Raw genomic sequence first — 25,028 nt, 5'->3', positions numbered from 1 at the left:
ACAGGGACCCCATGTCAACGTTCTGGAGTTACTCGTGAGCAAGCGGACCTACCAGCCGAACAACCGGCGTCGTGCGAAGACCCACGGCTTCCGCGCCCGCATGGCCACCCGTGCCGGCCGCGCCATCCTCGCCGCACGCCGTCGCAAGGGCCGCGTCGAGCTCTCCGCCTGACCGGTGCTTCCCGCGGCGCACCGCCTTCGGCGTTCGACCGACTTCGGTCGGACGGTTCGCGAGGGCGTGCGCGCCGGACGATCGACCATGGTCGTCCATCATCTCGCCCCCGGCGACGCTGATGGACCGGCCATGGTCGGTTTTGTCGTTTCCAAGGCCGTGGGCAACGCGGTGACGAGGAACCTCGTCAAGCGGCGCCTGCGTTCCGCGATGGCGTCCCGGACCGATCGTCTCCCTGCGGGCAGCACGACGGTTCTGAGGGCCTTGCCTGCAGCCGCTGGGAGCGACTACGCCGTGCTCGTGCGCGACGTCGACCGGTGTCTGGAGCGCCTCACGCGCTCGAGCACGAAGGTCCGGGCGTGACCAGGCGCGGTACTGCGGACGTCGTCCGCACGGCGTGGAGGACGGTGGTCCGGCTCCCCGGACGGTTCCTGCTCCTGCTGCTGCGCGGCTACCAGCTCTTCATCTCGCCCATGACGCCGCCGTCGTGCAGGTTCTACCCGAGCTGCTCGGAGTATGCGGTGCGCGCGGTGCGGATCCACGGCGTCCTCAAGGGCGGCCGGCTCGCGGTGTGGCGGGTGCTGCGCTGCAATCCCTGGAACTACGGGGGCGTCGACGACGTTCCTGGTGACGTGAGACGCCCTGCGGTGCAGGTGACCGAATCGCGCAAGCCCGAGGCTCCGGAGCACACGTGCTCCCGGACCGACGTACCTGCCTGCATGGAGCTGTCCTGATGGAGTGGATGTATAGCCTGCTGTTCCCGATCCAGTGGGTGGTCGCCTGGATCATGTACGGGTGCCACTGGTTGCTCGAGCGAGTCGGCCTCGCCGGCGAGAGCGGGCTCTCGTGGGTCCTGGCCATCGTCGGTCTGACGCTCGTCATCCGTACGGCGCTCATCCCGCTGTTCTTCAAGCAGATCCACGCCTCGCGTGGCATGCAGGTCGTCGCGCCCGAGATGAAGAAGCTCCAGGCGAAGTACGCCAACAAGAAGGATCAGGCGTCCCGCGAGGCCATGGCCCGTGAGATGCAGGAGCTCTACAAGAAGCACGAGACGTCGCCGTTCGCGTCGTGCATGCCGCTGCTCCTGCAGATGCCGATCTTCTTCGCACTCTTCCGCGTCCTCAACACGCTGCCGCAGATCGCCTCCGGCCTGAACGATCCGATCGGTCCGATCAACAAGGTCGTCGCCGGTCAGATCGAGAGCTCGACGTTCTTCGGCGCACCGCTCTCGGAGACGTTCCTCAACTCCGACGTCACGCAGGTGAAGATCGTCACCGCGGTCCTCATCATCGTCATGTCCGTCACGCAGTTCTTCACGCAGCGTCAGCTGACGATGAAGAACATGCCGCCGTCGGCCCTCGAGGGCCCGGCCGCATCGATGCAGAAGAACATGATGTACATCTTCCCGGTCATCTTCGCGGTGTCCGGAGTGAACTTCCCCATCGGTGTCCTCGTCTACTGGACCATCTCGAACCTGTGGTCCATGGGCCAGCAGTTCTACACGATCCGCAAGATCCCGACGCCGGGTTCCGAGGCTGCGCGACGGCTCGAGGAGCGCAGGCGCGCGAAGGGCATCGTCGAGGTGACGACGGCCGACGGCACGACGACGACTGTCGCGCCGCCCGCAGGACAGCGCCAGCAGCCGATCTCGTCGCAGCGCCAGAAGCGCAAGAAGAAGAAGTGACCTGGCGCCGCCAGGATTCCTGACACGAACGCCCTAGGAGCATCAGGTGACGACCCAGAACACCGAGCCGAAGTCGACGACGAGCCGCCTCGAAGAGGAGGGCGAGATCGCCGCGGACTACCTCGAAGAGCTTCTCGACATCGCGGATCTCGATGGTGAGATCGACATGGACATCGACCATGGCCGTGCCACGGTCGAGGTCGTGGCAGACGACGCCGCGCAGCTGGCCGAGCTGGTCGGCGACGACGGCGAGGTCCTCGACGCTCTCCAGGAGCTCACGCGGCTCGCGGTGCAGGCGCGCACGGGCGAGCGCAGCCGGCTCATGCTCGACATCGCGGGATACCGTGCCGGACGCCGGGTCGAGCTGACGAAGCTTGCCGAAGAGACGATCGCGGCCGTCCGCGAGTCGGGTGAGTCGGTGGCCCTCGACCCCATGAACGCGTTCGAGCGGAAGGTCGTGCACGACGTCGTCACGGCTGCAGGGTTCACGAGCGAGTCGCACGGTGTCGACCCGGCGCGACACATCACGATCAGCCCCTCGGCCTGACCTGTTCCCGACGGCCCGCCTCCCTGCAGGGAGGCGGGCCGTCGTCGTTCCTACGGGTGGTCCCTTCGGATGCCCTTGCGCTTCGTCTCTCGCAACGCAACAGCTCTCCAGGCGATCCTCGTCGCACCACCGTTTCACGTGAAACATTGTGTGGTGGCTAGCGCGATCGGCGGCCGGGGTGTGTTCCGGTGGTCTTCGGATATCGGCGGTCGCCCAGTTGGTGTGGCGCCGATGAGACGGTCCACGGGGTCCGTCCAGCATTCACGGTGCGACCGGACCTCTGTGGTGTGGGACCCCGTGGTGGGCCCGGCGCGCGTCAGCCCGGTCCTGTGGTGGGAGTGTCTGCTCGGTGCTCGGTGCTCGGTGCTCGGTGCTCGGTGCTCGGTGCTCGGTGCTCGGTGTCCGGCGCTCGGACCCCAGGGTGAGCAGAGGTCGTCGAGTTCGCCCCCGGAGGTTGGAGTGTGGACCTTGTTCGCTCCTGCGCCGAGTTCCACCAGCTGCTGGCAGGTCGTGGGGAGGGCAGTGGCTCGCGCCCCTTCGCGCAAGCCGTGGCTTTTTGTGCCGTAGTCGCTCGACCCGGTCTGCGGGGGCCGGTGCACCCGGATGAGTGTCAGGAGGCCGGGCGAGCTGTGAACGGTGAGCTGAATGGCGAGAGCTGGCGTCGGCGCTGCGGCGACCGTGCCTACGGCAGATCGCGAGCGCTGATGGGGTGATGCGGATGCCTCTGTGTCTGGGCGGCTGCTGGGTTTCACGTGAAACGACGTGATCGCTCGGCCTCGGCAACACGCCTGGCGGTCGCGGCCTCGTGACTGAGTTGGCCGTGGGCGAAGCTGTGTCCCATGATCTGCCGACGGGTCTCCTTTGACGAGCGGTGAGCGGTTGAGGATCGAGCAGCTCAGGTGGCGACTTTGCTCCGGACCAGGAGGTGGACCTGGATGCGCCGGACCTTGCACGGGACCCGGAGCAGGCCTCGGACCCGGACCTGAAGTCGGACCAGGTGCCGAGGCCGGGCTAACCCCGGATCGGGAGCAGGAGGCGGACGCGAGCCTGGAACCGAATCCGGACGTGGCGCCGGAGCCAGCGCCCGAGCTCGAGTTCGAGCCAGCACGGTCGATGGCTCCGCCGTGTCCTGTCCGTACCAGTTCCTCACCTGGGCCAGCGGCGCGGTCACGTGTGACGCGTCCGAGTTTCGGGAACCGGGGCCCGGCGCGCAGTCGCGGATGGTGAGTCCAGTCCAGTCCGTCCGGCTCGCGACCTGCGTTGGGAGCGCCAGTGCTACGTCGACGCCTCCGCCGCGTGATGTGGCCGGGCCACATCTCCGAGTCGCGCAGCGCTGTACGAACGTCGACGCATCGATCTCCTTTCCCACGAGCCGACTGCGCAGTCACGCAGTGGATGCGTTGTGGCTTGGCACAACCTGTTCGGCGTCCGATCGAGCTGTGTGGCCCGCGTGGCTCATGTCTCGTGAGGAGCTTCCTGAGACTAGGGTCATCGAGGGGGCAGGTCGGCTCGTGCGGGCGGTGAAGGGGTGGGATCCCGTGTGCGAGCGGCGGGACGTCCTGGTCGCTCGTGCGCGCGGCGGAACGGCCGGAGCGCTTCTGCGCGTCGCTGAGTCGCTGCGTCGATACGAGAGGGCGCCGTGTTTCACGTGAAACGTCGACGTGGTCCGGACCCAAACCTGGGTTCGGGGTTGGGTCGCCTGCGGGTGTAGCTTCTCGGTTGAGCGGGGGACCCAGCGGGGTACGCAACGCTTTGCGCACATGTTGGCCGTCCTGCGTCGAGCAATGGGAACGTGCGCCGTCCGGAGGGCCGGCACGCATGGGGATCGAGCATGGCCGGGGTTCGGGGCTCCCGATGCGGCTCGAGCGGAGGGGCCGTGGTCGGTGAAGGACGGAGCTGGTCCTGTCGTAGTCGGCACCGCTGTCGCGCGACGGGTGTCGCCCTCTTGAGATCCCGGACGGCACTGCGCCGGACGTCGTGTCGGCAGTGTCGGAATGAGTAGCGACAGGTTGCACGATCGCTCGATGGATCGACCTCTCGCGTGGGGGAGGGTCTGGTCCCTGGTGGCCTCGAATGTTCGTCCCTGGCGTTGGCGTCGCGGGACACTGCACGGCGCCGGGCTCCGGTTCTGGCTCCGCGCCCAAGACGTGGGCCCCGGGTTCGGACCATTGGGTTGCGGACCCGCGACACGGATCTCCCGGCCCAGACCCCGGGGAGGCTCCCGCGGGGCAACGACTCTGGGGCGTGAGGTACAGGTGTCGGCGCGAGCAACCCACTGGCGTCGACGGATCAGCTCACGGCGTCGTGAGGGGACAGGGTGCAGGGCCCGCGCCTCGAGCGACCCGTGGCGGGACGTGGCTCACAGGGTCATCGTCGCCGCTCTCAAGTGTCGGAGGTGAGGGGTAACCTAGGACGGAATCCCGAGCCGAAGGAGTCCCGCGTGGCTGCAACCCCCCAGGTACACGACGACGTTTCACGTGAAACACCGTCCGTGGAGGCCGTGGCCGAGCAGGACATCACGTCGGAGGACCCGCGGCTTGTCGAGTACTTCGGCGAGTCCTTCACGACGGTGCGCGCCTTTCACGACGCGCTCGTCGACCAGGGTGAGCTCCGTGGACTTATCGGCCCCCGTGAGGTTCCGCGACTGTGGTCGCGACACATTCTCAACTCGGCCTCCGTCGTTCCGTTCCTCCCGGAGGAAGGGACGATCGTCGACCTCGGATCTGGGGCAGGTCTTCCGGGGATCGTCATCGCTGCGATGCGTCCGCGTGCGCAGGTGCTGCTCGTCGAGCCGATGGAGCGGCGATGCACCTGGCTCAGCGAGGTCGCGGACGCCCTCGGGCTCGGGAACGTCGAGGTGAAGCGCGGTCGAGCCGAGGAGTTCCACGACGCCTTCGAGGCTGACGCCGTGACAGCACGCGCGGTCGCTGCGCTCGACAAGCTCGGACGTTGGGCCTTCCCGCTGCTCAAGCGCGGGGGAGAGCTTGTCGTCCTCAAGGGACGCTCCGCACAGGACGAGATCGACGCTGCGACCAAGGTGCTGCGGAAGTACGGCGCGACCGACGCCCAGGTGCATGAGGCGCCGACGATCGACGGCCTCGACACGACGTCCGTCGTCACCGCGACGCGTACCCGATGACGCGGACTCGATGACGCACGACGAGCGATACCCCAGGCCGGAGCCTCAGGGACGAGAGGGAGACGCGTGACCGACGACGCCACGACAGCGCGCACGACGAACGATGTTTCACGTGGAACATCGCCGTACGAGCACCAGAGCCACGAGGAGCGGCGCCGTTCCCAGATCATGGAGAGCGTGCCCTCGTTCGAGGACGACACACCGCTCGCTGCGCAGCTCGCGCTCGACGCGCGCCGACGCATCAGTCTCCGTGGTCGCAGGTTCCCCAAGCCTGAGCGGACGCGCATCATCACGGTCGCGAACCAGAAGGGCGGCGTCGGCAAGACGACGTCGGCCGTCAACCTCGCGGCCGGCCTTGCGCAGTCGGGCCTCAACGTCCTCGTCATCGACAACGACCCGCAGGGCAACGCGTCGACCGCGCTCGGCGTCGAGCACCGCTCCGGCACGCCCTCGGTGTACGACGTGCTCGTCAACGACACCCCGATGCGGGACGTCGTCCAGCGCTGCCCGGACATCGAGAGCCTCTGGTGCGTCCCCGCGACGATCGACCTCTCCGGTGCCGAGATCGAGCTCGTCTCGCTCGTCTCGCGGGAGACTCGGCTCCGCCGAGCCCTCGACGCGTACCTTGCCGAGCGCGAGGCAGCAGGGGAGGAGCGGCTCGACTACGTGCTTGTCGACTGCCCTCCGTCCCTCGGCCTGCTCACCGTCAACGCGTTCGTCACTGGGCGCGAGGTACTCATCCCCATCCAGTGCGAGTACTACGCGCTCGAGGGGCTCAGCCAGCTGCTCAAGACGATCAGCATGATCCAGTCGCACCTCAACCAGGAGCTCCACCTCGCGACGATCCTCCTGACGATGTACGACGGCCGCACCAACCTCGCGCAGCAGGTCGCCGCAGAGGTGCGCGAGCACTTCCCCGACCAGACTCTGCTCACCGCGATCCCGCGCTCGGTCCGCGTCTCCGAGGCGCCCTCGTACGGCCAGACCGTCATGACGTACGACCCCAACTCGACGGGCGCCCTCGCCTACCTCGAGGCGGCCCGCGAGATCGCGGAGCGCGGAACGACCACCCCCACCCCGGAGCAGAGGCAGGACGCATGAGCGAGAAGAGGCGAGGACTCGGCCGCGGGCTCGGGGCCCTCATCCCCACGACGTCGACCGAAGAGCGTCCCGTCGACGTCTTCTTCCCCGGCGGCGGTTCCACCGCCGCGACGATCGCCACGACCATGACTCCCGTGGACATCGTCGACGACGAGGGCCTGGTCCCCGTCCCCGGTGCGACGTTCCTCGAGATCCCGCTCGACGACATCCGGCCCAACTCGCGACAGCCCCGCACCGTCTTCGACGAGGACGACCTCAACGAGCTCATCGGGTCCATCACCGAGATCGGCGTGCTCCAGCCGATCGTCGTGCGTCCCGACCCGAGCGGCGAGGTGCCCTACGAGCTCATCATGGGCGAGCGCCGCTGGCGCGCGTCGCGCGAGGCCGGCAAGGAGACGATCCCCGCGATCGTCCGCGTCACCGAGGACGACGACCTCCTGCGGGACGCCCTGCTCGAGAACCTTCACCGCGCGGCCCTCAACCCGCTCGAGGAGGCCGCCGCGTACCAGCAGCTCCTCGACGACTTCGGTTGCACCCACGAGGAGCTCGCGACCCGCATCTCGCGCTCCCGCCCGCAGATCTCCAACACGCTCCGTCTCCTCAAGCTGCCGGCGCTCGTCCAGCGCCGGGTCGCTGCGGGGGTCCTCAGCGCCGGTCACGCCCGTGCACTGCTCGGGCTTCAGGATGCCGCCGCGATCGAGCGGCTCGCCCAGCGCATCGTCGCCGAGGGTCTCTCAGTCCGCGCGACCGAAGAGATCGTCGCGCTCGGAGGCCTCGAGCCGCGCCCCGCGCCCCGCAAGCCGCGTGCCGGCACCCGTAGCGCGGCCGTCGACGAGCTCGCGACGCGCCTCTCCGACCGCTTCGAGACGCGCGTCAAGGTCAACCTCGGACGCGCACGCGGCAAGATGACGATCGAGTTCGCGTCGGTCGAGGACCTCAACCGGATCCTCGACGTCATGGTCCCCGACGACCCGGGCATCCTCCGCAAGCGCTGAACGCCCCCAGGCGGCCGTACGCACGCTGAAGGCCCCGATCCAAAGGATCGGGGCCTTCAGTCGTCACAGAGGCCGTTCAGCGCCTCCAGCGCGTATAGCAGGGGAGCGGGTCAGCCCGTGAGGACATCCTCGAGCTCCTTGGCGAGCACCTGGCGCGGACGTCCGCCGACGATCGAACGGACGAGCTCGCCGCCACGGTAGATGTTGATCGTCGGGATCGAGATGATGCCGTACGCGGCCGTCGTCGCCTGGTTCTCGTCCGTGTTGAGCTTGGCGACCTTGACGCGGTCCTTGAACTGGACCGCGAGCTCCTCGACGATCGGGGCGACCTGGCGGCACGGGGCGCACCACGGGGCCCAGAAGTCCACGAGCACCGGGACGTCGGCGCCGAGGACCTCGTCGGCCCACGTCGCGTCGGTGACTGTGACGGCACCCATCATGCCTCCACGGCGACGGCCGCAGGGGCGTCGTCGAGAGCCGCGAGGAAGTGCTGCGCGTCGAGCGCGGCCGAGCAGCCCGAGCCGGCCGCCGTGATCGCCTGGCGGTACGTGTGGTCGACAGCGTCGCCGCACGCGAACACGCCCGAGATGTTGGTGCGCGTCGAACGGCCCTCGACGACGATGTAGCCGTTCTCGTCGAGCTCCACCTGACCCTTCACGAGGTCCGTGCGCGGCTCGTGGCCGATCGCGACGAACAGCGCGGTCGCGTCGAGCACGCGCTCCTCACCCGTCACAGTGTCGCGGAGCGTGAGCGCGCTGACCTTCTCGTCACCCGAGATGCCGACAACCTCAGAGTTCCACGCGAACGTGATCTTCGGGTCGTTGTGGGCACGGTCCGCCATGATCTTCGACGCCCGGAGCTCGTCACGACGGTGGATCATCGTCACCTTCGAGCCGAAGCGCGTGAGGAACGTCGCCTCCTCGACCGCGGAGTCCCCGCCGCCGACGACCGCGATGTGCTGGTCCTTGAAGAAGAAGCCGTCGCACGTCGCGCACCACGAGACGCCGCGGCCCGAGAGCCGCTTCTCGTCGTCGAGACCGAGCTCGCGGTACGCCGAGCCCGTCGCGAGGATGACGGCGCGAGCGCGGTACACGTTGCCCTCGGAGGACGTGACGACCTTGACGTCGCCGGTGAGGTCGACCTCGGTCGCGTCGTCCCACTCGATCTCGGCGCCGAAGCGCTCAGCCTGCTGCTGCATGCCCGCCATGAGCTCGGGACCCATGATGCCGTCGGGGAAGCCAGGGAAGTTCTCGACGTCCGTCGTGTTCATGAGGGCGCCGCCCGCCGTGAACGCGCCGGCGAGGACGAGGGGGGCCAGGCCGGCACGCGCCGCGTAGACGGCAGCCGTGTACCCGGCAGGACCCGAACCGACGATGATGAGGTCGCGGACGTCCCCGCTGGTCTCGATGCTCACGTGCTCTCCACTCTTGAGGTCTGCCCCCGGTCAACACCGGGCGGCACGCAGGTTGTTCCCCGCTGGTCAGGACACCGAGATCTCACGGATCTCGGCACGGTTCTGCCCCGACGTCTGCGGGAGCTCGGTGAACCACAGGACGATGTGCTCCGCCTCGACGGGCTTCGTCAGCTCGATCTCCATGTCCTTGGCGACGGGCCCCTCGAAGAGGATCGTCCCGCCGTCGGGCTTTGCCGGGTCGGTCGCGCGGACCTGCATGTGGCCGCCCGTGCTGTTCGACTGGATGTAGACCGTCGAGACCGGCGCCTTCTTCTCGAGCGTGACCGCGATGCCGACACCGCGCTTGCCCATGCCGGCGAACGTCGGCGACCGGTACGTCCGTGTGTACCAGAACGTTGTCGGGTCGAGGTCGATCGCGCGCGAGACGGCCTCCGGGTGCTCGTTCTCGTCGCCGTCCGGGTCGAGCTGCTGCGCGGAGTCGATCGCGGGCAGGACGGGCGGCGTGGTCGATGTCGCGGGGGACGAGGGTTCCCCGTTCGCGCCCGTCTCGACCGGCCTGGCGTTCGAGCCCCACTGGAACGGCGACCTGAAGCCCGTGAGGTTGTCCACCGACCACAGCACGCCGCCGAGGACCGCGACGAGCGCGACGACGAGCACCATGGCTGTCGGGTTGAAGCGGAACGACGTAGGCCTCGACGTGCGGGCCTGGCCACCGGGACGGGGCGCCTGACCCGGACGGGGCGTCGCTCCGCCCGGGTCAGGGACGAGAGAGTCCCACGACGGTGCGGAGCCGGTGCCGCCCGATGCGGCGGCGACGGTCACGCCGGGAGCGGTCCCGCTCGCCGCGGCGAACGATGGTGACGGGGCTGCCGCCGGACGTACGCCCGTCGCGGACGCGCCCGCGGTCGTCGACGCTCCTGCCGCGCCGCCGAGACCGCCGGACGCCGCTGCGCCGGACACCGCAACGCCCGCCGCCGAGGCGCTCACTGCCATGCCTGAGGCGGCCGCGCCGGCACCGGCGACGGATCCGGCGACAGCGCTCGCGATGCTCCCGCGCGCCGCGCCCGCGACGCCGGTGCCCGCGGTGCCCGCCGCTGCGGCGGTTCCAGCAAGAGCAGCGCCACCCGCGAGGGCTGTGCCACCGACGGCGCCTGCTGCGGCACCCGCCGCGGCGCTCGTCGAGGCACCCAGCACGCTCGTGCGCCGTACGGGAGCCGCGGAGGGCGGAGGCTGAGGAGTCCCGGGGATCGTGGGCGCGAGGGCGCTCGCGTCGAACATGCCACGCACCGACGTCCGCGCGGGGGACGACGGCGGCGTCGGGACGCCAGGCACGAGGGCCGCGTCAGCGAGGGCCTCGCCGACCGAGGCGGCGTCGACCGAGGCGGCGTCGACCGGAGGCACGTCGGGTGCCGGGACCGGAGGGGCGGGAGCGAAGGACGGCGGTGCGGCGCCGTGCGGGGTCTCGGGGACGACCTCGTCGACCGTGGATCCGGTCGCGTCGTGAGCGTCGGCGCCCGCGATCTCGTCGCCCGCAGCAGCGTCGGCCGAGACCTCGTGAGGAACGGCACCGCCGTCGGGGAGCTCGTCCGCGGTCGGGTAGTCGGCCGGCTCGTCGTCAGGCTGCGGGACGTCGCCCCCGGCGATGTCAGCCGCGTCGGCCACCGGAACGTCCGGCGTCGGGGGAGCGGGCACCGCACGCGGCGCCGGCAGCCTCACCTCGCCCCACGGACCCAGCTCCTCCGCGATCGCGCTCGGCGCGCGCAGCGACGGCGTGAGCGTCGTGAGGAGCGAGGCAGCGATGCTCGCGAGAGCGACCGCCTCGACGTCGTCGTCCGCCGGGGAGTCGAGTGCGCCGTGAGGCACCGGTACGTCGCCGATGCGCTGCCCGGTGAGCGCGAACTGCAGCAGGCGTCCGAGGCCCGCGGCGTCCGCGGGCAGGCTCGCGCGCGAGCCCCCGAGCGTGCCGTCGGCGAGCGCCCCGTCGAACCCGAGCCCCTCGACCTGGACCTTGCCCGGAACGACGTGGACGACACCCGGACGCAGCGCGACATGGTGCACCCCACGCCTCTCGGCGACAGCGAGGGCCTCGGCAACCTCGCCGACGAGCGCACGCGCCTCCGCGCCCGAGAACGGGCCGTCCGCGTGGACGATCTCCTCGAGGGTGCGTCCCGACGGGCGCTCGACCACGATGTACGGGGAGGCCTCGACCTGGCCGACATCGAGCACGCGCACGAGGCGCGGGTCCATGACGAGCGACGCGCGACGCGCCTCGTCGAGCGCGACGGTCGCGCGCGGCCCCGCGACGAGCGTGACGAGCACGTCCCGCCCGAGGATCTCGTCCTCGCCCCGCCAGCGCTCGGCATCCTCGACGTCGTACGGGACGCGCTCGCGCAGGCGATACCGCTCGGCGATGAGGTCTCCGACGTGCGACTCGGTCACGGTGCCCCTTCCGGTGGACTCCTGGGCCACGTGGCACGTGCCGCGCCGCCCGCGGTCAATCCTACGGGGGCGGGTCGCCCCGAGGGTGAGGCTAGCGTGAGAGCATGCCCACCACCTGCCCCTGCGGCTCCGGCTCACCGCTCGGGACGTGCTGCCTGCCGATCCTTCACGGGGAGCGGCCCGCCGCGACGGCCACGGAGCTCATGCGCTCCCGCTACACCGCGTACGTCCGCCACGATGCGCAGCACGTGTGGCGGACGTGGCACCCCCGTACGCGCCCGGCCGAGCTCGACCTCGACGACGGTCCCGCGTGGAGCGGGCTGACGATCCACGGCGCGACGGGCGGCGGACCCGACGACGAGACGGGCACGGTGACGTTCACGGCGACGTGGGACGGGCCCGACGGCGGCGGACGCATGCACGAGACCAGCAGGTTCGCGCGCCGCGCGGGCCGCTGGTTCTACGTCGACGGCGACGTCGACGAGGCCTGAGGAGCGCCAGGGCCGAGCAGCACTGGGGCCGAGCAGCGCGGGTGTCAGCCGCGGCGGCGGACGACACGCAGGACGAGACCGCGCAGCGCGGCGGTCTCCTCGACACGCATGAGCCGCAGCAGGCCCAGGTAGACGAGCCCGATGACGAGGCCGACGACGACGCACGCGAGCACCGCCCACGGCCATGACGCCGACGCCCGCTCCCCGAACGTCGAGAGCACACCGAACCCGGCCGCGCCCCCGACGAGCGCCGCGATGCCCGCCCTGACGTGCAGCCTGATGACGCGCGGCCCGTCGATCCCGCCGAGCCGGCGCGAGAGCGAGCCGGCGCGCAGCAGCACGCCCGCGAGGTTCGAGAGCGCCATCGCGGCCGCGACGCCGACGACCCACAGCTTCGGCGGCAGGACGAGCGACCCGATCCATGACCCTGCCGCAAGGGTGAGCGCGATGGGGATCTGGATCGCGAAGACGGTCCGCCCGTCCTCGAACGCGAAGTACACCCACTTCATCGACACCATCGCGCCGAGCGGCGCGAGGCCCAGCGCCATGACCCCGAGCACCTGCGCGACCGCCTCCTGGCTCGCGAGCGACATCGACGGGACGAGGACGCGGACGAGCGGCTCGCGCAGGACGACGAGCACGGCCGTCGCGAGGATCGTGAAGACGCCGATCGTGCGGAGCCCCCGCGACAGGTCGCGGCGCACGAGGTCGTCGCGGCCGGCGTGCGCCGCCGCCGCCATGCCCGTGAAGAGCGCGGTCGCCACGGACACCGTGACGAGGGAGTGGGGCAGGAGGTAGATCATGAGCGCCTGCGTGTACGCGCTCGGGCCGGCGACGCCCGCGACGGCAGCAGAACCGTCGCCCGCGGCCCACGGGGCCGACGACGCGATCCGGGTCGTCAGCGCGACGACGCCCTGGTCGAGGAACGTCGCCGCGAGGGTCCACATCGCGACCTTGCCGGCCGTGCGCAGGCCGGCGCCCCGCGGGTCGAGGTTCGGGCGGACGCGGACGCCCGCAGCGCGCAGCGCCGGGACGAGGACGACGGCCTGCGCGACGATCCCGAGCGTCGCGGTCCCCGCGAGGAGCGCGATGCGCGGCGTCGTCCACCAGGCGACGGCGTCGAGCGGGGCTGACGGCTCGTACCAGCCGTAGATCGCGATGAACACGCCGAAGCCGAGGATCGAGACGACGTTGTTCATCGCAGGGGCCCACATGCCGGGGCCGAAGATCCTGCGGGCGTTGAGCACCTGCGAGAGCACTGCGTACATGCCGTAGAAGAACAGCTGCGGGGCGCACCAGAGGGCCATGACGACGCCGAGCGCCTGCTGCTCGGGCGACCACCGGGAACCACCGAGCGCGAGGACGACGAGGCCCGTGCCGAGCATGAGGACGGCCGTGAGCGCGACGAGCGCGAGTGCCGCGCTCGTCACGAGCTTGTCGACCGTCCGAGCGCCGTCTCGGCGTGCGTGCGCCTTGACGATCGCAGGTACGAGGACGACGTTGAGCATGCCGCCGAGCACGACCGTGTGGATCATCGTCGGGATCTTGTTGGCGACGTCGAACGTGTCGGCGGCCACGCCCGTCGCGCCGATCGCGCCGACGAGGAGGATGTTGCGGACGAACCCGAGACCGCGCGACGCCGCCGTGCCGGCTGCCATGACGAGGCTCGACCTGCCGAGGCTCGCGCCGCCTGAGGACCCTGCTCCGTCGGAGGTCCCCGGCTCGTCCGAGGGGCGGGTGTCGCTCACGCGTCCTCCATCGGGCGGATCGGGGCCGTGCGGCGGGCCGAGCGGCCTCGGCGGATCGTGCGGACGACGCCGCCGAGGACGAGCAGCGCGAGCAGCCCGGCGATGACTGCCGTGCCGACGGTCTCCCACTCGGCCCGTACCCGGACGTCGAAGGCGTACGGCTCCGCGACGACCACGCCGTCAGGGCCCGTGAGTCGGACGAGCACCCTCACGTCGCCCGAGCCGATCGCGCGCACCGGCACCTCGACGCTCTGCTCGGTCCCGGGCTCGAGCGTCGCCTGAGGGACGTCGAGGACGTTGAGCCGCGGGTCGTCGGGGACGAGCGCGACGCCGACGGCGATGCTCACCGGGAGGTCGTTGCGGATGCGGATCGGCAGGTTGCCGTGATCCGAGATGAGGTTGATGTCGCTGCCTGCGACGACCGAGATGCCGGCGAGCATCTCTTCGACCTCGTCACGTGCCGCCTCGAGCAGCCGCACTCGATCCGGCCTCCGGTCGCCCCACGCGACGGACAGCGCGGCTGATGTCGTCGCGGCGGGGCCGGCGCTCAGCAGCCCCGGGTCGGGCGTCACCTCAGCGAACTTTCGGATGTCGCCCACACGGCCCCAGGCCAGCGCGACCGTGCTGGGGCGGAGCGATGCGACAGGCGTCGCGCTCACGGGCAGCGGATCGCGTGACGCGGCCGCCTGCGGCGTGCCTGCGAGCGTCGAGACGGGAACGAGGTCGACGAGCCGGTCCTCGCCGAGCGTGCTGAGAACGTGTGCGAGGGCAGTGGGGTCGGGGGACCAGTCGCGGTCGGTCGCGACGACGAGGTGAGGGAGCGTGGCGACAGGCTCCTCCGCGACGGTCGCGAGCTCCGCGAGCAGCAGCAGGAGGTCGTGGGACCTGGTCGCGGAGGCGACGGCCGCAGGGAGCGTCGGGTCGAGCGCCGACGTCGCGGCGACGAAGAGCTCGTCCAGACGCGTGTCCGGCACGAGCGCGGTGACGTCGCCCGCGGCCGTCGGCACGGTCGTCGAGCCGGGAGCCGTCGTGGGGCCCGTGCCCGCGAGACCGTCGTCGACGACGACGAGCCTGCGGCCCACCCTGGCGGCTGCCTCGAGGAGCTGCGACGACGCGGTCCCCGACGCCGGCAGCGCGAGGTCGGTGCGCCACGAGCCGGCGGCACGGCGGGCCGCGCCGACAGGGTCGTCAGCCGGGGTCTCACCGTCGTCGGTGGGATCGTCGGGCTGCTCGGGCGAGACGGGGGGCTCGCGGTCGTCCGCGAGGGGGGCGACGTCCGCGGCGGCGAGCGCGGCGAGGTCGGGGTCGTAGCGGTCCGTCGCGAAGACGTCACGCCCGGCGGCCCCCGCGAGCAGCGCCGTCGACCACGCGACGGTCTCCGGGGTGCCGGACGCCGCCTGCTCGACGAGCGCCGGGTCGACGACCCACGAGACGTTGCGCGTCCCGGCGGTCCCCGCGACGATCCGCTCGAGGCGGCCTCCGACCGCGGTCTCGGAAGCGATCTGCGTCGTCCACCCGGGGAGGTCGGTCGGGTCCGGTGCGGGCCCCGTGACGGGGACGAGGATCGACAGCCGGACAGGGTCGGCGTCTCCCGACGGTGCCCACGTGAGGAAGCCGCGGCCCTCGCCCACCTGACCGCGCGCGTCGTCCGCGAGCGTCACCACGAGGCCGCGGACGCCGCTCGACTCGGGGTAGGGCAGGAGCCGCAGGTCGCTCGCGGGCACCTCGAACGTCACGCTTCTCGACGCACCCGGGGCGAGGGGCTCGTCGAGGTCGACGTCGGCGACGGGCGTCGGCACCAGGGTCGTCACCTCGCCGGCGGCCCACCCGCGCAGCGCCTCGCGCGACGAGAGCCGGTAGCGGACGACGCCGAGGTGCGCGTGCGCGGCCTCGAGCGGCTCGTCCGTCGTGTTCGTGAGCAGCGCCGACACCGTCACGTCGTCGTCGACCCCGACAGCCGTCGGCGTCACCTGCGTGACGACGACCGCGGGGGTCGGCGTGACCTCGTCGGTCGCGACCGGGCCCGACCCGGGCACCGCCGCCGTGGCGGGGGGTGTGCCGAGCGAGAGCGGCGCGAGCACGAGCGCTGCGGCGATCGCTGCGCGGAGCCCCGTGCGGCCGAGCACGCGCGCCCCGCCGCCCCGCGCGGGGCGACCTGTGCGTCGTACGGCCATCAGGTCGCCGTGCCGCGGGTACGCCTGTCGTGCCCGAGCAGCGAGCGCACCTCGGCCGCGAGCCGACGCTCGTTGGGGTAGGAGAGCACCGTGTCGAGATCCGTGAGCGGCACCCACGCGACGTCCTCGGCCTCGTGGTCAGGGTCGCCCTCGACCGTGAGGAAGCCGCCGACGGCGTCGAGCAGGAAGTGGTGGACGACCTTGTGGACGCGCCTGCCGTCGCCCGAGAACCAGTAGTCGATCGCTCCGATCCGCTCGACGATCTCCCCGAGGATGCCGGTCTCCTCGTGGATCTCGCGGACCGCGGCCTCCTCCGGCGTCTCGACGCCCTCGAGGTGCCCCTTGGGCAGGCACCACTCGAGGCGGCCGGCCCGGTTGCGGCGGGCGATGACGGCGACGGACGGCGTGCCGTTCTCGAGCCCGACGACGAGCCCGCCGGCCGACGTCTCCTCGACGACGGGCAGCTGGGAGGTCGAGTGCACGACCGAGCGGCGCACCGCCACATGGTCGATGCGCAGCGCGTGCCCGCCGGGTGGCGAGGGGACGTCGGGACGCCCCTGGCTCTCGGCCGCGTGCTCCTGCATAACGCCACTGTAACGAAGGCCACGGGGTGACCGAGCCACGAACCGCTGGGCCGGTAGGCTGCCGGGCGCTCCATCTGGCACGCTTGGACGTCGTGGACGACGACCTTCTCACCCCGCACGGCCCCCGGACGCTCGAGCAGATGCGCCGCCGGGCGCTCACCGTCGTCGCCTCCCTGCCACCCGAGGTCCTCGAGCTCGGCGAGGTCTTCGCCGCCGCAGGTCACGAGCTTGCGCTCGTCGGCGGACCGGTCCGGGACGCGTTCCTCGGCCGTGCGTCGAACGACCTCGACTTCACGACGTCCGCGTCCCCCGACGAGACGCTCGCGATCCTCGCCCGCTGGGGCGACGCCCACTGGGACATCGGCAAGGCCTTCGGCACGATCGGGGCCCGCCGTTTCGCGCGGCTCGACCGCGCGGACGTCGTCGTCGAGGTGACGACGTACCGCAGCGACGAGTACGACCCTGAGTCCCGCAAGCCCGTCGTGACCTTCGGCGACACCCTCGAGGGAGACCTCTCACGCCGCGACTTCACGGTCAACGCCATGGCGCTGCGGCTGCCGCAGCTCGAGCTCGTCGATGTCCACGGCGGTCTCGAGGACCTCGCCGCAGGCGTCCTGCGGACGCCGATCGCTCCCGAGCTGTCGTTCGACGACGATCCGCTGCGCATGATGCGCGCCGCGCGCTTCGCCGCCCAGCTCGGCCACGAGGTCGAGCCCGCGACGTACGCCGCGATGACCGCGATGTCCGACCGCCTGACGATCGTCTCCGCCGAGCGCATCCGTGCCGAGCTCGACAAGCTCCTTCTCGCGCCGTTCCCGCGCCGCGGCCTCGAGGTCCTCATGGACACGGGCCTCGCCGCGCACGTCCTTCCTGAGCTCGCGACCATGCGCGAGACCGTCGACGAGCACCGTCGGCACAAGGACGTCTACCAGCACACGCTCACCGTCCTCGAGCAGGCCATCGACCTCGAGACGGGCGCGGACGGCCCCGTGCCCGGCCCGGACCTCGTGCTGCGGCTCGCCGCGCTCCTGCACGACTGCGGCAAGCCCGCGACGCGCCGCTTCGAGGACGACGGCTCCGTGAGCTTCCACCACCACGAGATCGTCGGTGCCAAGCTCACGACGAAGCGCCTGCGGGCGCTGCGCTACGACAAGGAGACCGTGCAGCAGGTCTCGCGGCTCGTCGAGCTGCACCTGCGGTTCCACGGCTACGGCGACGGTGCGTGGACCGACTCGGCCGTGCGGCGCTACGTCACGGACGCCGGACCGCTCCTCGAACGGCTCCACCGGCTCACGCGCGCCGACTGCACGACCCGCAACAAGCGCAAGGCCTCACGCCTGCGCGCCGCGTACGACGACCTCGAGCAGCGCATCGCGACGCTTGCCGAGGCCGAGGAGATCGCCGCGATCCGTCCCGCGCTCGACGGCGGCCAGATCATGGCGGCTCTCGGCATCAGGCCGGGTCCGCTCGTCGGACGCGCCTACAAGCACCTGCTCGAGCTCCGCATGGATCGCGGCCCCATGAGCGAGGACGAGGGCCGTGAGGCGCTCCTCGCCTGGTGGGCCGCGCAGCCCGAGGCCACCGAGAGCTGACACGGCACGGCCCCCTGCACCGTCCACGAGCAGGGGGCCGTACCTTGCGCCGGACGAGGTCCGGACGTGCGTCAGTCCGCGACGATCGCGAACGCGTCGATCTCGACGAGCATCTCCTCGCGCGGGAGGCCCGTGAAGACCGTCGTGCGCGACGGCAGGACGCCCGTCGTCGAGTGCTCCTCGACGAAGGCCCCGTACGCCTCGTTCATGATGGGGAAGTCCTCGCGGCGCGTGAGGTAGACCCGCAGCATCATGATGTCGTCGAACGTCGCGCCCGCGGCCTCGACGATCGCGAGGACGTTGCGGAGCGTGCGCGTCGTCTGCGCCGCGACGTCGCCGGGGAAGAGGTACTCGCTCGTCGCCGGGTCGACCGGGCCCTGGCCCGAGACCTGGACGAACGGGCCGCGGCGGACCCCCTGGTGGAAGGTGTGCGCGGGGGCCGGCGCGTCCGGCGTGCTGACGGCGACCTTGGGTCCGACGGTCATGGTTCTCTCCTCGATGGTGACGTGCTGCGCCGACGTCCGTGACGTCAGAGCTGGGTCTCGACGACGTCGACGGCGTGGCCGTCGGCGTCGACGAGGATGGCCGTGCGCCACTTGTCGAACGCGGTGCACGGGTGGGAGAGGCCGAGCGTGACGACCTCCCCGGGCTGGAGCGACGCGGGACCCGGTGCGCCCGGCTCCGCCTCGGTGTGGCGCAGGTAGGCGTGCTGGTCGTCGACCTTGACGATCTCCCACCCCGGCAGCCCGAGGGGCACCGGCAGGTCGATGTCGTAGGGGACGTGGCGGCGGCCCGCGCCGATGATCGCGAGGCCCGGCTCGGGCGTCGAGAGGACCTGTGCGTGGACCCGCAGCGCGGGCTGCGGGACGGTCACGACCCAGTCGGCCGGCATGCGGGACCAGGGGTCGGCGCGTACGAGGAGCCCGTCGTCGTGGGTGAGGTACGCGCCCGCGCGGACGACCGGACGGACCTCGACCGGCGAACGGTGCCCCGGGGGCACGATCGAGCCCGGCAGGGTGTCGAGCACGACGTCGAGGTAGGCGCTGCCGCCGGCCGAGACGACGACGCCCGGCGTCTCGTCGGGCGCCGCGGCCGGGGTGAGAGAGATGACGCCGCCGGCGACGAGCCGGCCCGCGAGCTCGCGCAGCTCGCCGACGAACCGTCGGACCGCGGCGAGCGCCGCGGCGTCGTGCCCATGGGTCACGGAGCCCTCGTAGCCGCTCACACCGCGGACCTGCACCCGCTGCGCGTGCGCGAGGCGACCGAGCGCCTCGGCCTCCTGGAGGCTCCGCGCGCCTGCACGGCCGCCGCTCGCGCCGAGCTCGACGAGCACGGCCGGGACGGGCGCGCCAGGCTCGGCCGAGCCCGGGATCCCCGCGAGGATGCCCGCGAGCACCTCGATGCCACGCGCCGAGTCGACCTGGACGAGAACCTCGAGGGGCCGACCGAGGGCGGCGCGGCGCGCGAGCTCCGCGCACAGCCAGCGCAGGTCGCGCGCGTCGAGCATCTCGTTGGCGACGACGACACGGCGCAGATCCGCGAGCTCCCACGCGAGGACAGCGCGCAGCTGGGCTCCGTCGGCCACCGTGAGACCCCATGCGCCGGCCGCGATCTGGCGCGCCGCGAGCTGCGGCGACATGTGCGTCTTCGCGTGCGGCGCGTGAAGGACACCACGGGCGGCAGCGACGTGTGCCATCGCCGCGAGGTTGTTGTCGAGCGCGTCCGCGCCGAGCGTGAGCAGCGGCCACGAGAAGAGGGGGTCGTCAAGAGACGGACGGTCGACCGCGAGGCGCGCCCGCAGCTCCTCGATCGGCAGCGCGCCGTCGAGGCACAGGCCCTTCGTCCAGGGCCCGAGGACGGTCCCGGTCGCCGTCCTCGTCGTCGTCGCAGTCATCGTCGACCGCCTTCCGGGTCGGGGCGCAGCGCGCGCCCGGGCGTGGCTCCCGTGAGCCGTCCGTCCGTGAGGACCTGCACTCCGGCGACGACGACGTCGTCGATGCCCTCCGCAGGGAGACGCGGGTCGTCGTACGTCGCACGCGCCGCGAGACGGTCCGGGTCGACGAGCACGAGGTCGGCCACCGCGCCGACCGTGAGCGTCCCGCGCGCGAGCGAGTGCGCGCGTGCCCCGCGACCTGCGAGGTGCTCGGCGGCATCCGCCCACGACCACGGCCCCGTGGGCGCGAGCATGCGGGCGAGGGTCGCGGGGAAGGTCGCCCAGCCGCGCGGGTGCGGGCGGGAGCCGGGGTAGATCGAGTCGGAGCCGACCGTGTGGCCGCCGTGCGTCGCGAGCGCGGTGAGGGACGCCTCCGTGCCCGTCGGGGGCTGCTGGAAGATGCACGTGACGCGCAGGTCGGACGCGACGAGGAGGCGCAGCGCTGCGTCAGCGGGTGTCGTGCCGAGCCGCGACGCGACCTCGAGCAGCGCGAGCCCCTCGGTCCACGCGAGATCGCCGGGGACGGAGGCGAGCGTCACGCGCGGCCAGAGGTCGTCGAGCGTCGCGAGGTGCTCGCCGACGCGTGCGGCGGTCGCCGGGTCGCCGAGCGCCGCGCGCGTCGCTGCGGCGTCAGCGAGCGGCAGCCACGTCGGCAGGGCGACCATCGAGAGGATCGAGCAGCCGCGGAGGAAAGGGTAGGTGTCGTGGGTCATGCTCACGCCGCGGGCCTCGGCCGCGGCGAGCGCCCCGAGGACCTCGGCGGCCGGGCCGTGCAGGTGCGAGACATGGGTCCGCACGCCCGTCGCGAGAGCGAGGTCCGCGAGCTCGCCGAGAGCGCGGGCCGCGTGCTCCTCGTAGCCGCGCATGTGGCTCGCGTGGACGAGGTCGCGGCGTGCGACCTCCGTGAGCAGCGCCTCGAGCTCGGCCCGGTCCGCGTGCGCGGCCGGCACGTACTCGAGACCGGTCGACAGGCCGACGGCGCCGTCGTCGAGCGCCTCGCGCAGCAGCGCGACGATGCGCGCGCGTGCGTCGTCGTCCGCCGGGGCGTCCGACGCGCCGAGCACCGCGTGCCGGATCGTGCCGTGCGGCGCGAGGTAGGCGACGTTGACGGGGACCGCGCCCTCGTACGTCGCGAGCAGGTCCGCGACGGAGCCGCCGCGGAACGTCGGGTGCGCACCGAGGATCCCGGCGAAGTACTCCCCGGCCCAGCCACGGCCGTTCGGGTCCGGTGCGTACGAGACGCCGTCAAGACCGAGGACCACGGTCGTCACGCCCTGCCGCAGGAGCGCGGCCTGGACGTCGGCGTCGAACACCGCCGACTCCGCGTGCGAGTGCGCGTCGACGAAGCCGGGCAGCGCGACGCGCCCGCCCGCATCGAGGACCGGTCCCTCGGGAAGGTCGACGCCGCGGCCTGCGGGCACGACGGCGGAGACCCGGTCACCCGTGACATGGAGGTCGACGGGTGCCGAGAGATGCGTGCCGAGCGGGAGGCGGGCGCCGCGGACGATCACTCCGGGGTCCCGTCGGCCGGCGCCGCCGCGAGACCCGCGTCGCCGTGCTCGTTGCCCTCGTGCCACCCACCGACATGGCCCTCGGGGCCCGCTGCGGCGAGGGTCGCCGCGAGGTCGATCGGCCAGCCCGGCAGGCCCGGCAGCTGCTGCCAGGGGAGGGGACCGTCGAGGGGGCGGTGCTCGACGCCCGCGGCCGCGAGGCGCGGCAGGTGGGCGTCGACGAGGCGCGCGCGGAACTCGTCCTGCGCCGCCGACCCGAGGGAGCGGTCCGTCGCGGGCGACCACGCGACCTCGGCGAACGCCGCGAGGCGCGGGAACGCCGCGTAGTCGCGCCGTCGGGCGTCGTGGAGGTACTCCGACCACAGGCACGCCTGGACGCCGAGCACTCGACCCGGGCCCACGGGGCCCGTCCGTGCGAGCACGTCGTCCGGCAGCGGCTCGAACGCATACACGTCCTCGAGCGTGCGTGCGAAGCCGACAGGCACCGGCTCGTCCTCGCGCTCCGAGGCACGGTGGTCGAGGTAGACGACCTGCTCGGGCGCCATGACGACGTCGTGGCCCGCCTGGGTCGCCCGGACGCCGGCCGCGAAGCCGCGCCACGACGTGACGATCGCCTGCTGCGGGAGGTGCTCGGTCACACCCTCGTCCCACACGACGGGCCGGCGACCGCGTGCGAGGACGTGCTCGGCCAGACGGCCGAGGAACCAGCCGTGCAGCTCTGCGACCGAGCCGAGGCCCAGGGCCTCGGCCTGCGCGACGACGTGCGGCGCGTCGAGCCACAGGTGCGGCGGGACCTCGTCGCCGCCGATGCCGAACCAGGGCCCGTCGAACACCTCGACGAGCTCGTCGACGACGGTGCGGAAGAAGTCGAGGCTCGCCTCGGACGGGTCGAGCACCTGCGTCGAGATGCCCCACGTGGTGCGGACCTGGTGCGGCTTCTTCGACACGCCGAGCTCGGGGTACGCCGCGATCGCGGCCTCGACGTGACCAGGCACGTCGATCTCCGGCATGACCTCGACGCCACGGGCGCGCGCGTACGCGACGATCTCGCGCAGGTCGTCCTTCGTGTAGAAGCCGCCGTGCGGGCGGCCGTCGAGATTGGGGAAGCGCCACGAACCGACCTGCGTCGTCGGGCGCCACGAGCCGACCTCGGTGAGCCGGGGGAACGCGTCGATCTCGACGCGCCAGCCCTGGTCGTCCGTGAGGTGCAGGTGGAGCACGTTGAGGTGGTGGGCTGCCGCGAGGTCGATGAACCGCAGGACGTCGGCCTTCGGCAGGAAGTGCCGGGCGACGTCGAGCAGGATGCCGCGCCACGCGAAGCGGGGGGCGTCCTCGACCTGGATGACGGGAAGCTCGATCCGGCCCGCGTTCCGCACGGGACCGCGCCGGAAGCCGTCGGGACCTGCGAGCTGGCGCAGGGTCTGCACGGCGGCGAAGGCTCCGGCGAGGTCGCCCGCGCCGATCCGCACGCGCGTGCCGGTGCGGCGGGTCGTCAGCGTGTACCCGCCCGCAGGGAGGACGGGGTCGATCTCGAGGACCACGGGTGCGTCGACCTCGTCCGTGAGGACGAGGTCGACACCGTGGGCTTCCGCGGCGTCACGGGCCCAGGCGCGGGCTGCCGGACGGAGCTGAGGAGCGACATGCATCCGCGAACCGTCGTGGAGGGCGACGGTCCCCTGACCCGCGGCGACAGATCGCGGGAGGGGGAGCAGGCTGCGTGACGCCGCGGAGCCGGTCACAGGCCGCTGGTGCCGAAGCGGTCGCCGGGGCCGGCGCCGCTCGCGAGCTCCTCGCGGACCTCACGGCGGAGCTTGCCCTGGTTGGTGGGCTCGGGCGCCGCGGAGAGAAGCAGCTTCGTGTAGTCGTGCTGCGGGTTGAGGATGACCTCGTCCGACGGCCCACGCTCGACGACCTTGCCGCGGAACATCACGAGGATCTCGTCGGAGAAGTGTCGTGCGGTTGCGAGGTCGTGCGTGATGTAGAGGACGCCGAGGTTCTCCTCGCGCTGCAGGCGGGCCAGCAGGTTGAGGACACCGAGGCGGATCGAGACGTCGAGCATCGAGACCGGCTCGTCAGCGATGAGGAACCGCGCGCCGGGCGCGAGTGCCCGGGCGATCGCGACGCGCTGGCGCTGGCCGCCCGAGAGCTCGTGCGGACGACGCTGCGCGTAGCTGTTCGCCGGCGTGAGGTTGACGCGCTCGAGGAGCTCGTTGACCGTGGCGTCGAGGTCGCTGCGCGACTTCGACCGGCCGTGGATCCGCAGGGGACGCTCGAGGTGGTGAGCGATCGAGTGGAACGGGTTGAGCGACGCGAACGGGTCCTGGAAGACCATCTGCACGTTGTTGCGGTAGGAGCGCAGCGCGGCGCCGTGCGTCGCGGAGTCCTTGCCGTCGAGGAGGATCTGGCCGGACGACGGCGTCTCGAGCTTCGCGATCATGCGGGCGACGGTCGACTTGCCCGAGCCGGACTCGCCGACGAGCGCGATGGTCTTGCCGGGCTCCAGCGTGAAGCTCACGTGGTCGGCCGCGCGCAGCTGGCTGCTCTTGAGGCCCTTGCGGATCTTGAAGTCCTTGGTGAGGTCGCGGACCTCGAGGCTCTCGGTCACTTGCCCGCCTCCGTCTCGGTCATGCCGGAGCGGACGAAGTCGCCGCGCTCGCCGAAGAGGCTGGGGAAGGACCCGAGGAGCTTCTTCGTGTAGTCGTGCTGGGGTGCCCCGAGGATGTTCTCGGCGGTGTCGAGCTCGACGATCTCGCCGGCACGCATGACCGCGATGCGGTCGGAGATCTCCAGAAGGAGCGGGAGGTCGTGCGTGATGAAGACGACCGCGAAGTTGAAACGCTCGCGGAGCCGCATGATCTCGCGGAGGATGCCTCGCTGGACGACGACGTCGAGAGCCGTCGTCGGCTCGTCCATGATCATCACCTGCGGGTTGAGCGCGAGGGCCATGGCGATCATGACGCGCTGGCGCATACCGCCGGAGAGCTCGTGCGCGTAGGAGCCGAGCCGGTTCGGGTCGACGCCGACGAGCTGGAGCAGCTCGGCCGAGCGCTCCTCCTTCTCCTTGCGCGACATCGACGGACGGTGCGTCGTGAAGATGTCGAAGATCTGGGCGCGGATCGAGATCACCGGGTTGAGCGAGTTCATCGCGCCCTGGAAGACCATCGAGACCTTGTCCCAGCGGAACGTCCGCAGGCCCTTGCCGTCGAGCGCGACGACGTCGATGTCCTCGCCGCTCTCGTCGTGGAAGATCACCGAGCCGCTCGTGAGGAGCGCCGGCGGCTTGAGGAGCCGGTTGAGGCCGTAGGCGAGGGTCGTCTTGCCGCAGCCGGACTCGCCGGCGAGGCCGAGGATCTCGCCCCGGTTGAGGGTGAGCGAGACGTGCTTGACGGCCTCGACCGGGGGCGTGACCTCGTAGGTGACGGAGACGTCGGTCGCCGTGAGGACGGGCGTCTGCTGTGCGAGGTAGGCCTCGTGGGCCGCAGAGCTCAGGGGTGCCGTGACCAT

Annotated in this window: 22 protein-coding genes; 10 read left to right on the top strand and 12 right to left on the bottom strand. The window is 71.9% G+C overall.

The window, feature by feature from the left end:
* Positions 1–34 precede the first annotated feature (34 nt).
* From rpmH to G7063_RS14855, 8 genes are all read left to right on the top strand, one after another.
* Entirely contained in the window at positions 35–172 is a 138-nt protein-coding gene (rpmH, locus tag G7063_RS14890; protein ID WP_206188174.1) for a 50S ribosomal protein L34, read from the top strand.
* A 3-nt stretch (positions 173–175) separates the two neighbouring features.
* The gene (gene rnpA / locus G7063_RS14885; RefSeq protein ID WP_166415082.1) at positions 176–535 is read left to right on the top strand and encodes a ribonuclease P protein component; all 360 of its coding nucleotides are present in this window, start codon (positions 176–178) and stop codon (positions 533–535) included.
* Positions 532–906: a membrane protein insertion efficiency factor YidD gene (gene yidD / locus G7063_RS14880; protein ID WP_166415081.1), complete on the top strand. Its 375-nt coding sequence runs from the start codon at positions 532–534 to the stop codon at positions 904–906. Before rnpA ends, yidD begins: the two co-directional genes overlap by 4 nt.
* Positions 906–1,856, top strand: a complete 951-nt coding sequence (gene yidC, locus G7063_RS14875; protein WP_166415080.1) for a membrane protein insertase YidC — start codon at positions 906–908, stop codon at positions 1,854–1,856. The genes yidD and yidC overlap by 1 nt, the downstream gene beginning before the upstream one ends.
* A gap of 46 nt (positions 1,857–1,902) precedes the next feature.
* Positions 1,903–2,403: a R3H domain-containing nucleic acid-binding protein gene (locus G7063_RS14870; RefSeq protein WP_166415079.1), complete on the top strand. Its 501-nt coding sequence runs from the start codon at positions 1,903–1,905 to the stop codon at positions 2,401–2,403.
* A 2,500-nt stretch (positions 2,404–4,903) separates the two neighbouring features.
* Complete coding sequence (rsmG, locus tag G7063_RS14865; RefSeq protein WP_240916128.1) at positions 4,904–5,542, top strand: 16S rRNA (guanine(527)-N(7))-methyltransferase RsmG; 639 nt, start codon at positions 4,904–4,906, stop codon at positions 5,540–5,542.
* Positions 5,543–5,710: 168 nt separating this feature from the next.
* Positions 5,711–6,643, top strand: coding sequence for a ParA family protein (locus G7063_RS14860; protein ID WP_166415414.1), 933 nt, complete (start codon positions 5,711–5,713; stop codon positions 6,641–6,643).
* Positions 6,640–7,638: a ParB/RepB/Spo0J family partition protein gene (locus G7063_RS14855; RefSeq protein ID WP_166415078.1), complete on the top strand. Its 999-nt coding sequence runs from the start codon at positions 6,640–6,642 to the stop codon at positions 7,636–7,638. The genes G7063_RS14860 and G7063_RS14855 overlap by 4 nt, the downstream gene beginning before the upstream one ends.
* A 110-nt stretch (positions 7,639–7,748) precedes the next feature.
* Here the strand turns inward: G7063_RS14855 and trxA are convergent, their stop codons facing one another.
* The 3 genes from trxA to G7063_RS14840 form a co-directional block, all read right to left on the bottom strand.
* Positions 7,749–8,075, bottom strand: coding sequence for a thioredoxin (trxA, locus tag G7063_RS14850; RefSeq protein WP_166415077.1), 327 nt, complete (start codon positions 8,073–8,075; stop codon positions 7,749–7,751).
* Positions 8,075–9,046: a thioredoxin-disulfide reductase gene (gene trxB / locus G7063_RS14845; protein WP_370520747.1), complete on the bottom strand. Its 972-nt coding sequence runs from the start codon at positions 9,044–9,046 to the stop codon at positions 8,075–8,077. The genes trxA and trxB overlap by 1 nt, the downstream gene beginning before the upstream one ends.
* A gap of 72 nt (positions 9,047–9,118) precedes the next feature.
* Positions 9,119–11,491, bottom strand: coding sequence for a hypothetical protein (locus tag G7063_RS14840; RefSeq protein ID WP_166415075.1), 2,373 nt, complete (start codon positions 11,489–11,491; stop codon positions 9,119–9,121).
* A 104-nt stretch (positions 11,492–11,595) separates the two neighbouring features.
* Here G7063_RS14840 and G7063_RS14835 point away from each other — a divergent pair, with 104 nt between their 5' ends.
* Positions 11,596–11,982, top strand: coding sequence for a YchJ family protein (locus G7063_RS14835; RefSeq protein WP_166415074.1), 387 nt, complete (start codon positions 11,596–11,598; stop codon positions 11,980–11,982).
* Between the two features lie 44 nt (positions 11,983–12,026).
* Here G7063_RS14835 and murJ read toward each other — a convergent pair whose 3' ends face one another.
* From murJ to G7063_RS14820, 3 genes are read right to left on the bottom strand one after another with little or no spacing between them, the layout of a single operon-like run.
* Positions 12,027–13,730, bottom strand: coding sequence for a murein biosynthesis integral membrane protein MurJ (gene murJ / locus G7063_RS14830; RefSeq protein ID WP_240916127.1), 1,704 nt, complete (start codon positions 13,728–13,730; stop codon positions 12,027–12,029).
* A complete protein-coding gene (locus G7063_RS14825) occupies positions 13,727–15,904 on the bottom strand; it encodes a DUF6049 family protein (RefSeq protein ID WP_166415073.1) in 2,178 nt (725 codons plus the stop codon). The genes murJ and G7063_RS14825 overlap by 4 nt, the downstream gene beginning before the upstream one ends.
* Positions 15,904–16,488, bottom strand: a complete 585-nt coding sequence (locus G7063_RS14820; protein WP_166415072.1) for an NUDIX hydrolase — start codon at positions 16,486–16,488, stop codon at positions 15,904–15,906. The genes G7063_RS14825 and G7063_RS14820 overlap by 1 nt, the downstream gene beginning before the upstream one ends.
* 140 nt (positions 16,489–16,628) lie before the next feature.
* Between G7063_RS14820 and G7063_RS14815 the strand changes: the two genes are divergently transcribed.
* Entirely contained in the window at positions 16,629–18,080 is a 1,452-nt protein-coding gene (locus G7063_RS14815) for a CCA tRNA nucleotidyltransferase (protein ID WP_166415412.1), read from the top strand.
* Positions 18,081–18,151: 71 nt separating this feature from the next.
* On the opposite strand, the gene G7063_RS14810 is transcribed toward G7063_RS14815, so the two are convergent.
* Genes G7063_RS14810 through G7063_RS14785 form a run of 6 tightly spaced genes read right to left on the bottom strand, consistent with a single transcriptional unit; the run spans position 18,152 to position 25,028 of the window.
* Positions 18,152–18,565, bottom strand: coding sequence for a RidA family protein (locus tag G7063_RS14810; RefSeq protein ID WP_166415071.1), 414 nt, complete (start codon positions 18,563–18,565; stop codon positions 18,152–18,154).
* Between the two features lie 44 nt (positions 18,566–18,609).
* Entirely contained in the window at positions 18,610–19,974 is a 1,365-nt protein-coding gene (locus tag G7063_RS14805) for an alanine racemase (RefSeq protein WP_166415070.1), read from the bottom strand.
* On the bottom strand, positions 19,971–21,524 hold the full coding sequence (locus tag G7063_RS14800) for an amidohydrolase family protein (RefSeq protein WP_166415069.1): 1,554 nt from the start codon (positions 21,522–21,524) through the stop codon (positions 19,971–19,973). The genes G7063_RS14805 and G7063_RS14800 overlap by 4 nt, the downstream gene beginning before the upstream one ends.
* Positions 21,521–23,263, bottom strand: a complete 1,743-nt coding sequence (locus tag G7063_RS14795) for a beta-N-acetylhexosaminidase (protein ID WP_166415068.1) — start codon at positions 23,261–23,263, stop codon at positions 21,521–21,523. The genes G7063_RS14800 and G7063_RS14795 overlap by 4 nt, the downstream gene beginning before the upstream one ends.
* The gene (locus G7063_RS14790) at positions 23,260–24,129 is read right to left on the bottom strand and encodes an ABC transporter ATP-binding protein (RefSeq protein WP_166415067.1); all 870 of its coding nucleotides are present in this window, start codon (positions 24,127–24,129) and stop codon (positions 23,260–23,262) included. Before G7063_RS14790 ends, G7063_RS14795 begins: the two co-directional genes overlap by 4 nt.
* On the bottom strand, positions 24,126–25,028 hold the full coding sequence (locus G7063_RS14785) for an ABC transporter ATP-binding protein (protein ID WP_166415066.1): 903 nt from the start codon (positions 25,026–25,028) through the stop codon (positions 24,126–24,128). The genes G7063_RS14790 and G7063_RS14785 overlap by 4 nt, the downstream gene beginning before the upstream one ends.

The sequence above is a fragment of the Sanguibacter sp. HDW7 genome (genome assembly GCF_011300875.1).
Taxonomy (GTDB): Bacteria; Actinomycetota; Actinomycetes; order Actinomycetales; family Cellulomonadaceae; genus Flavimobilis.
Note: the sequence above shows the minus strand (reverse complement) of the source record. Positions and strands in the feature narration are given on the sequence as shown.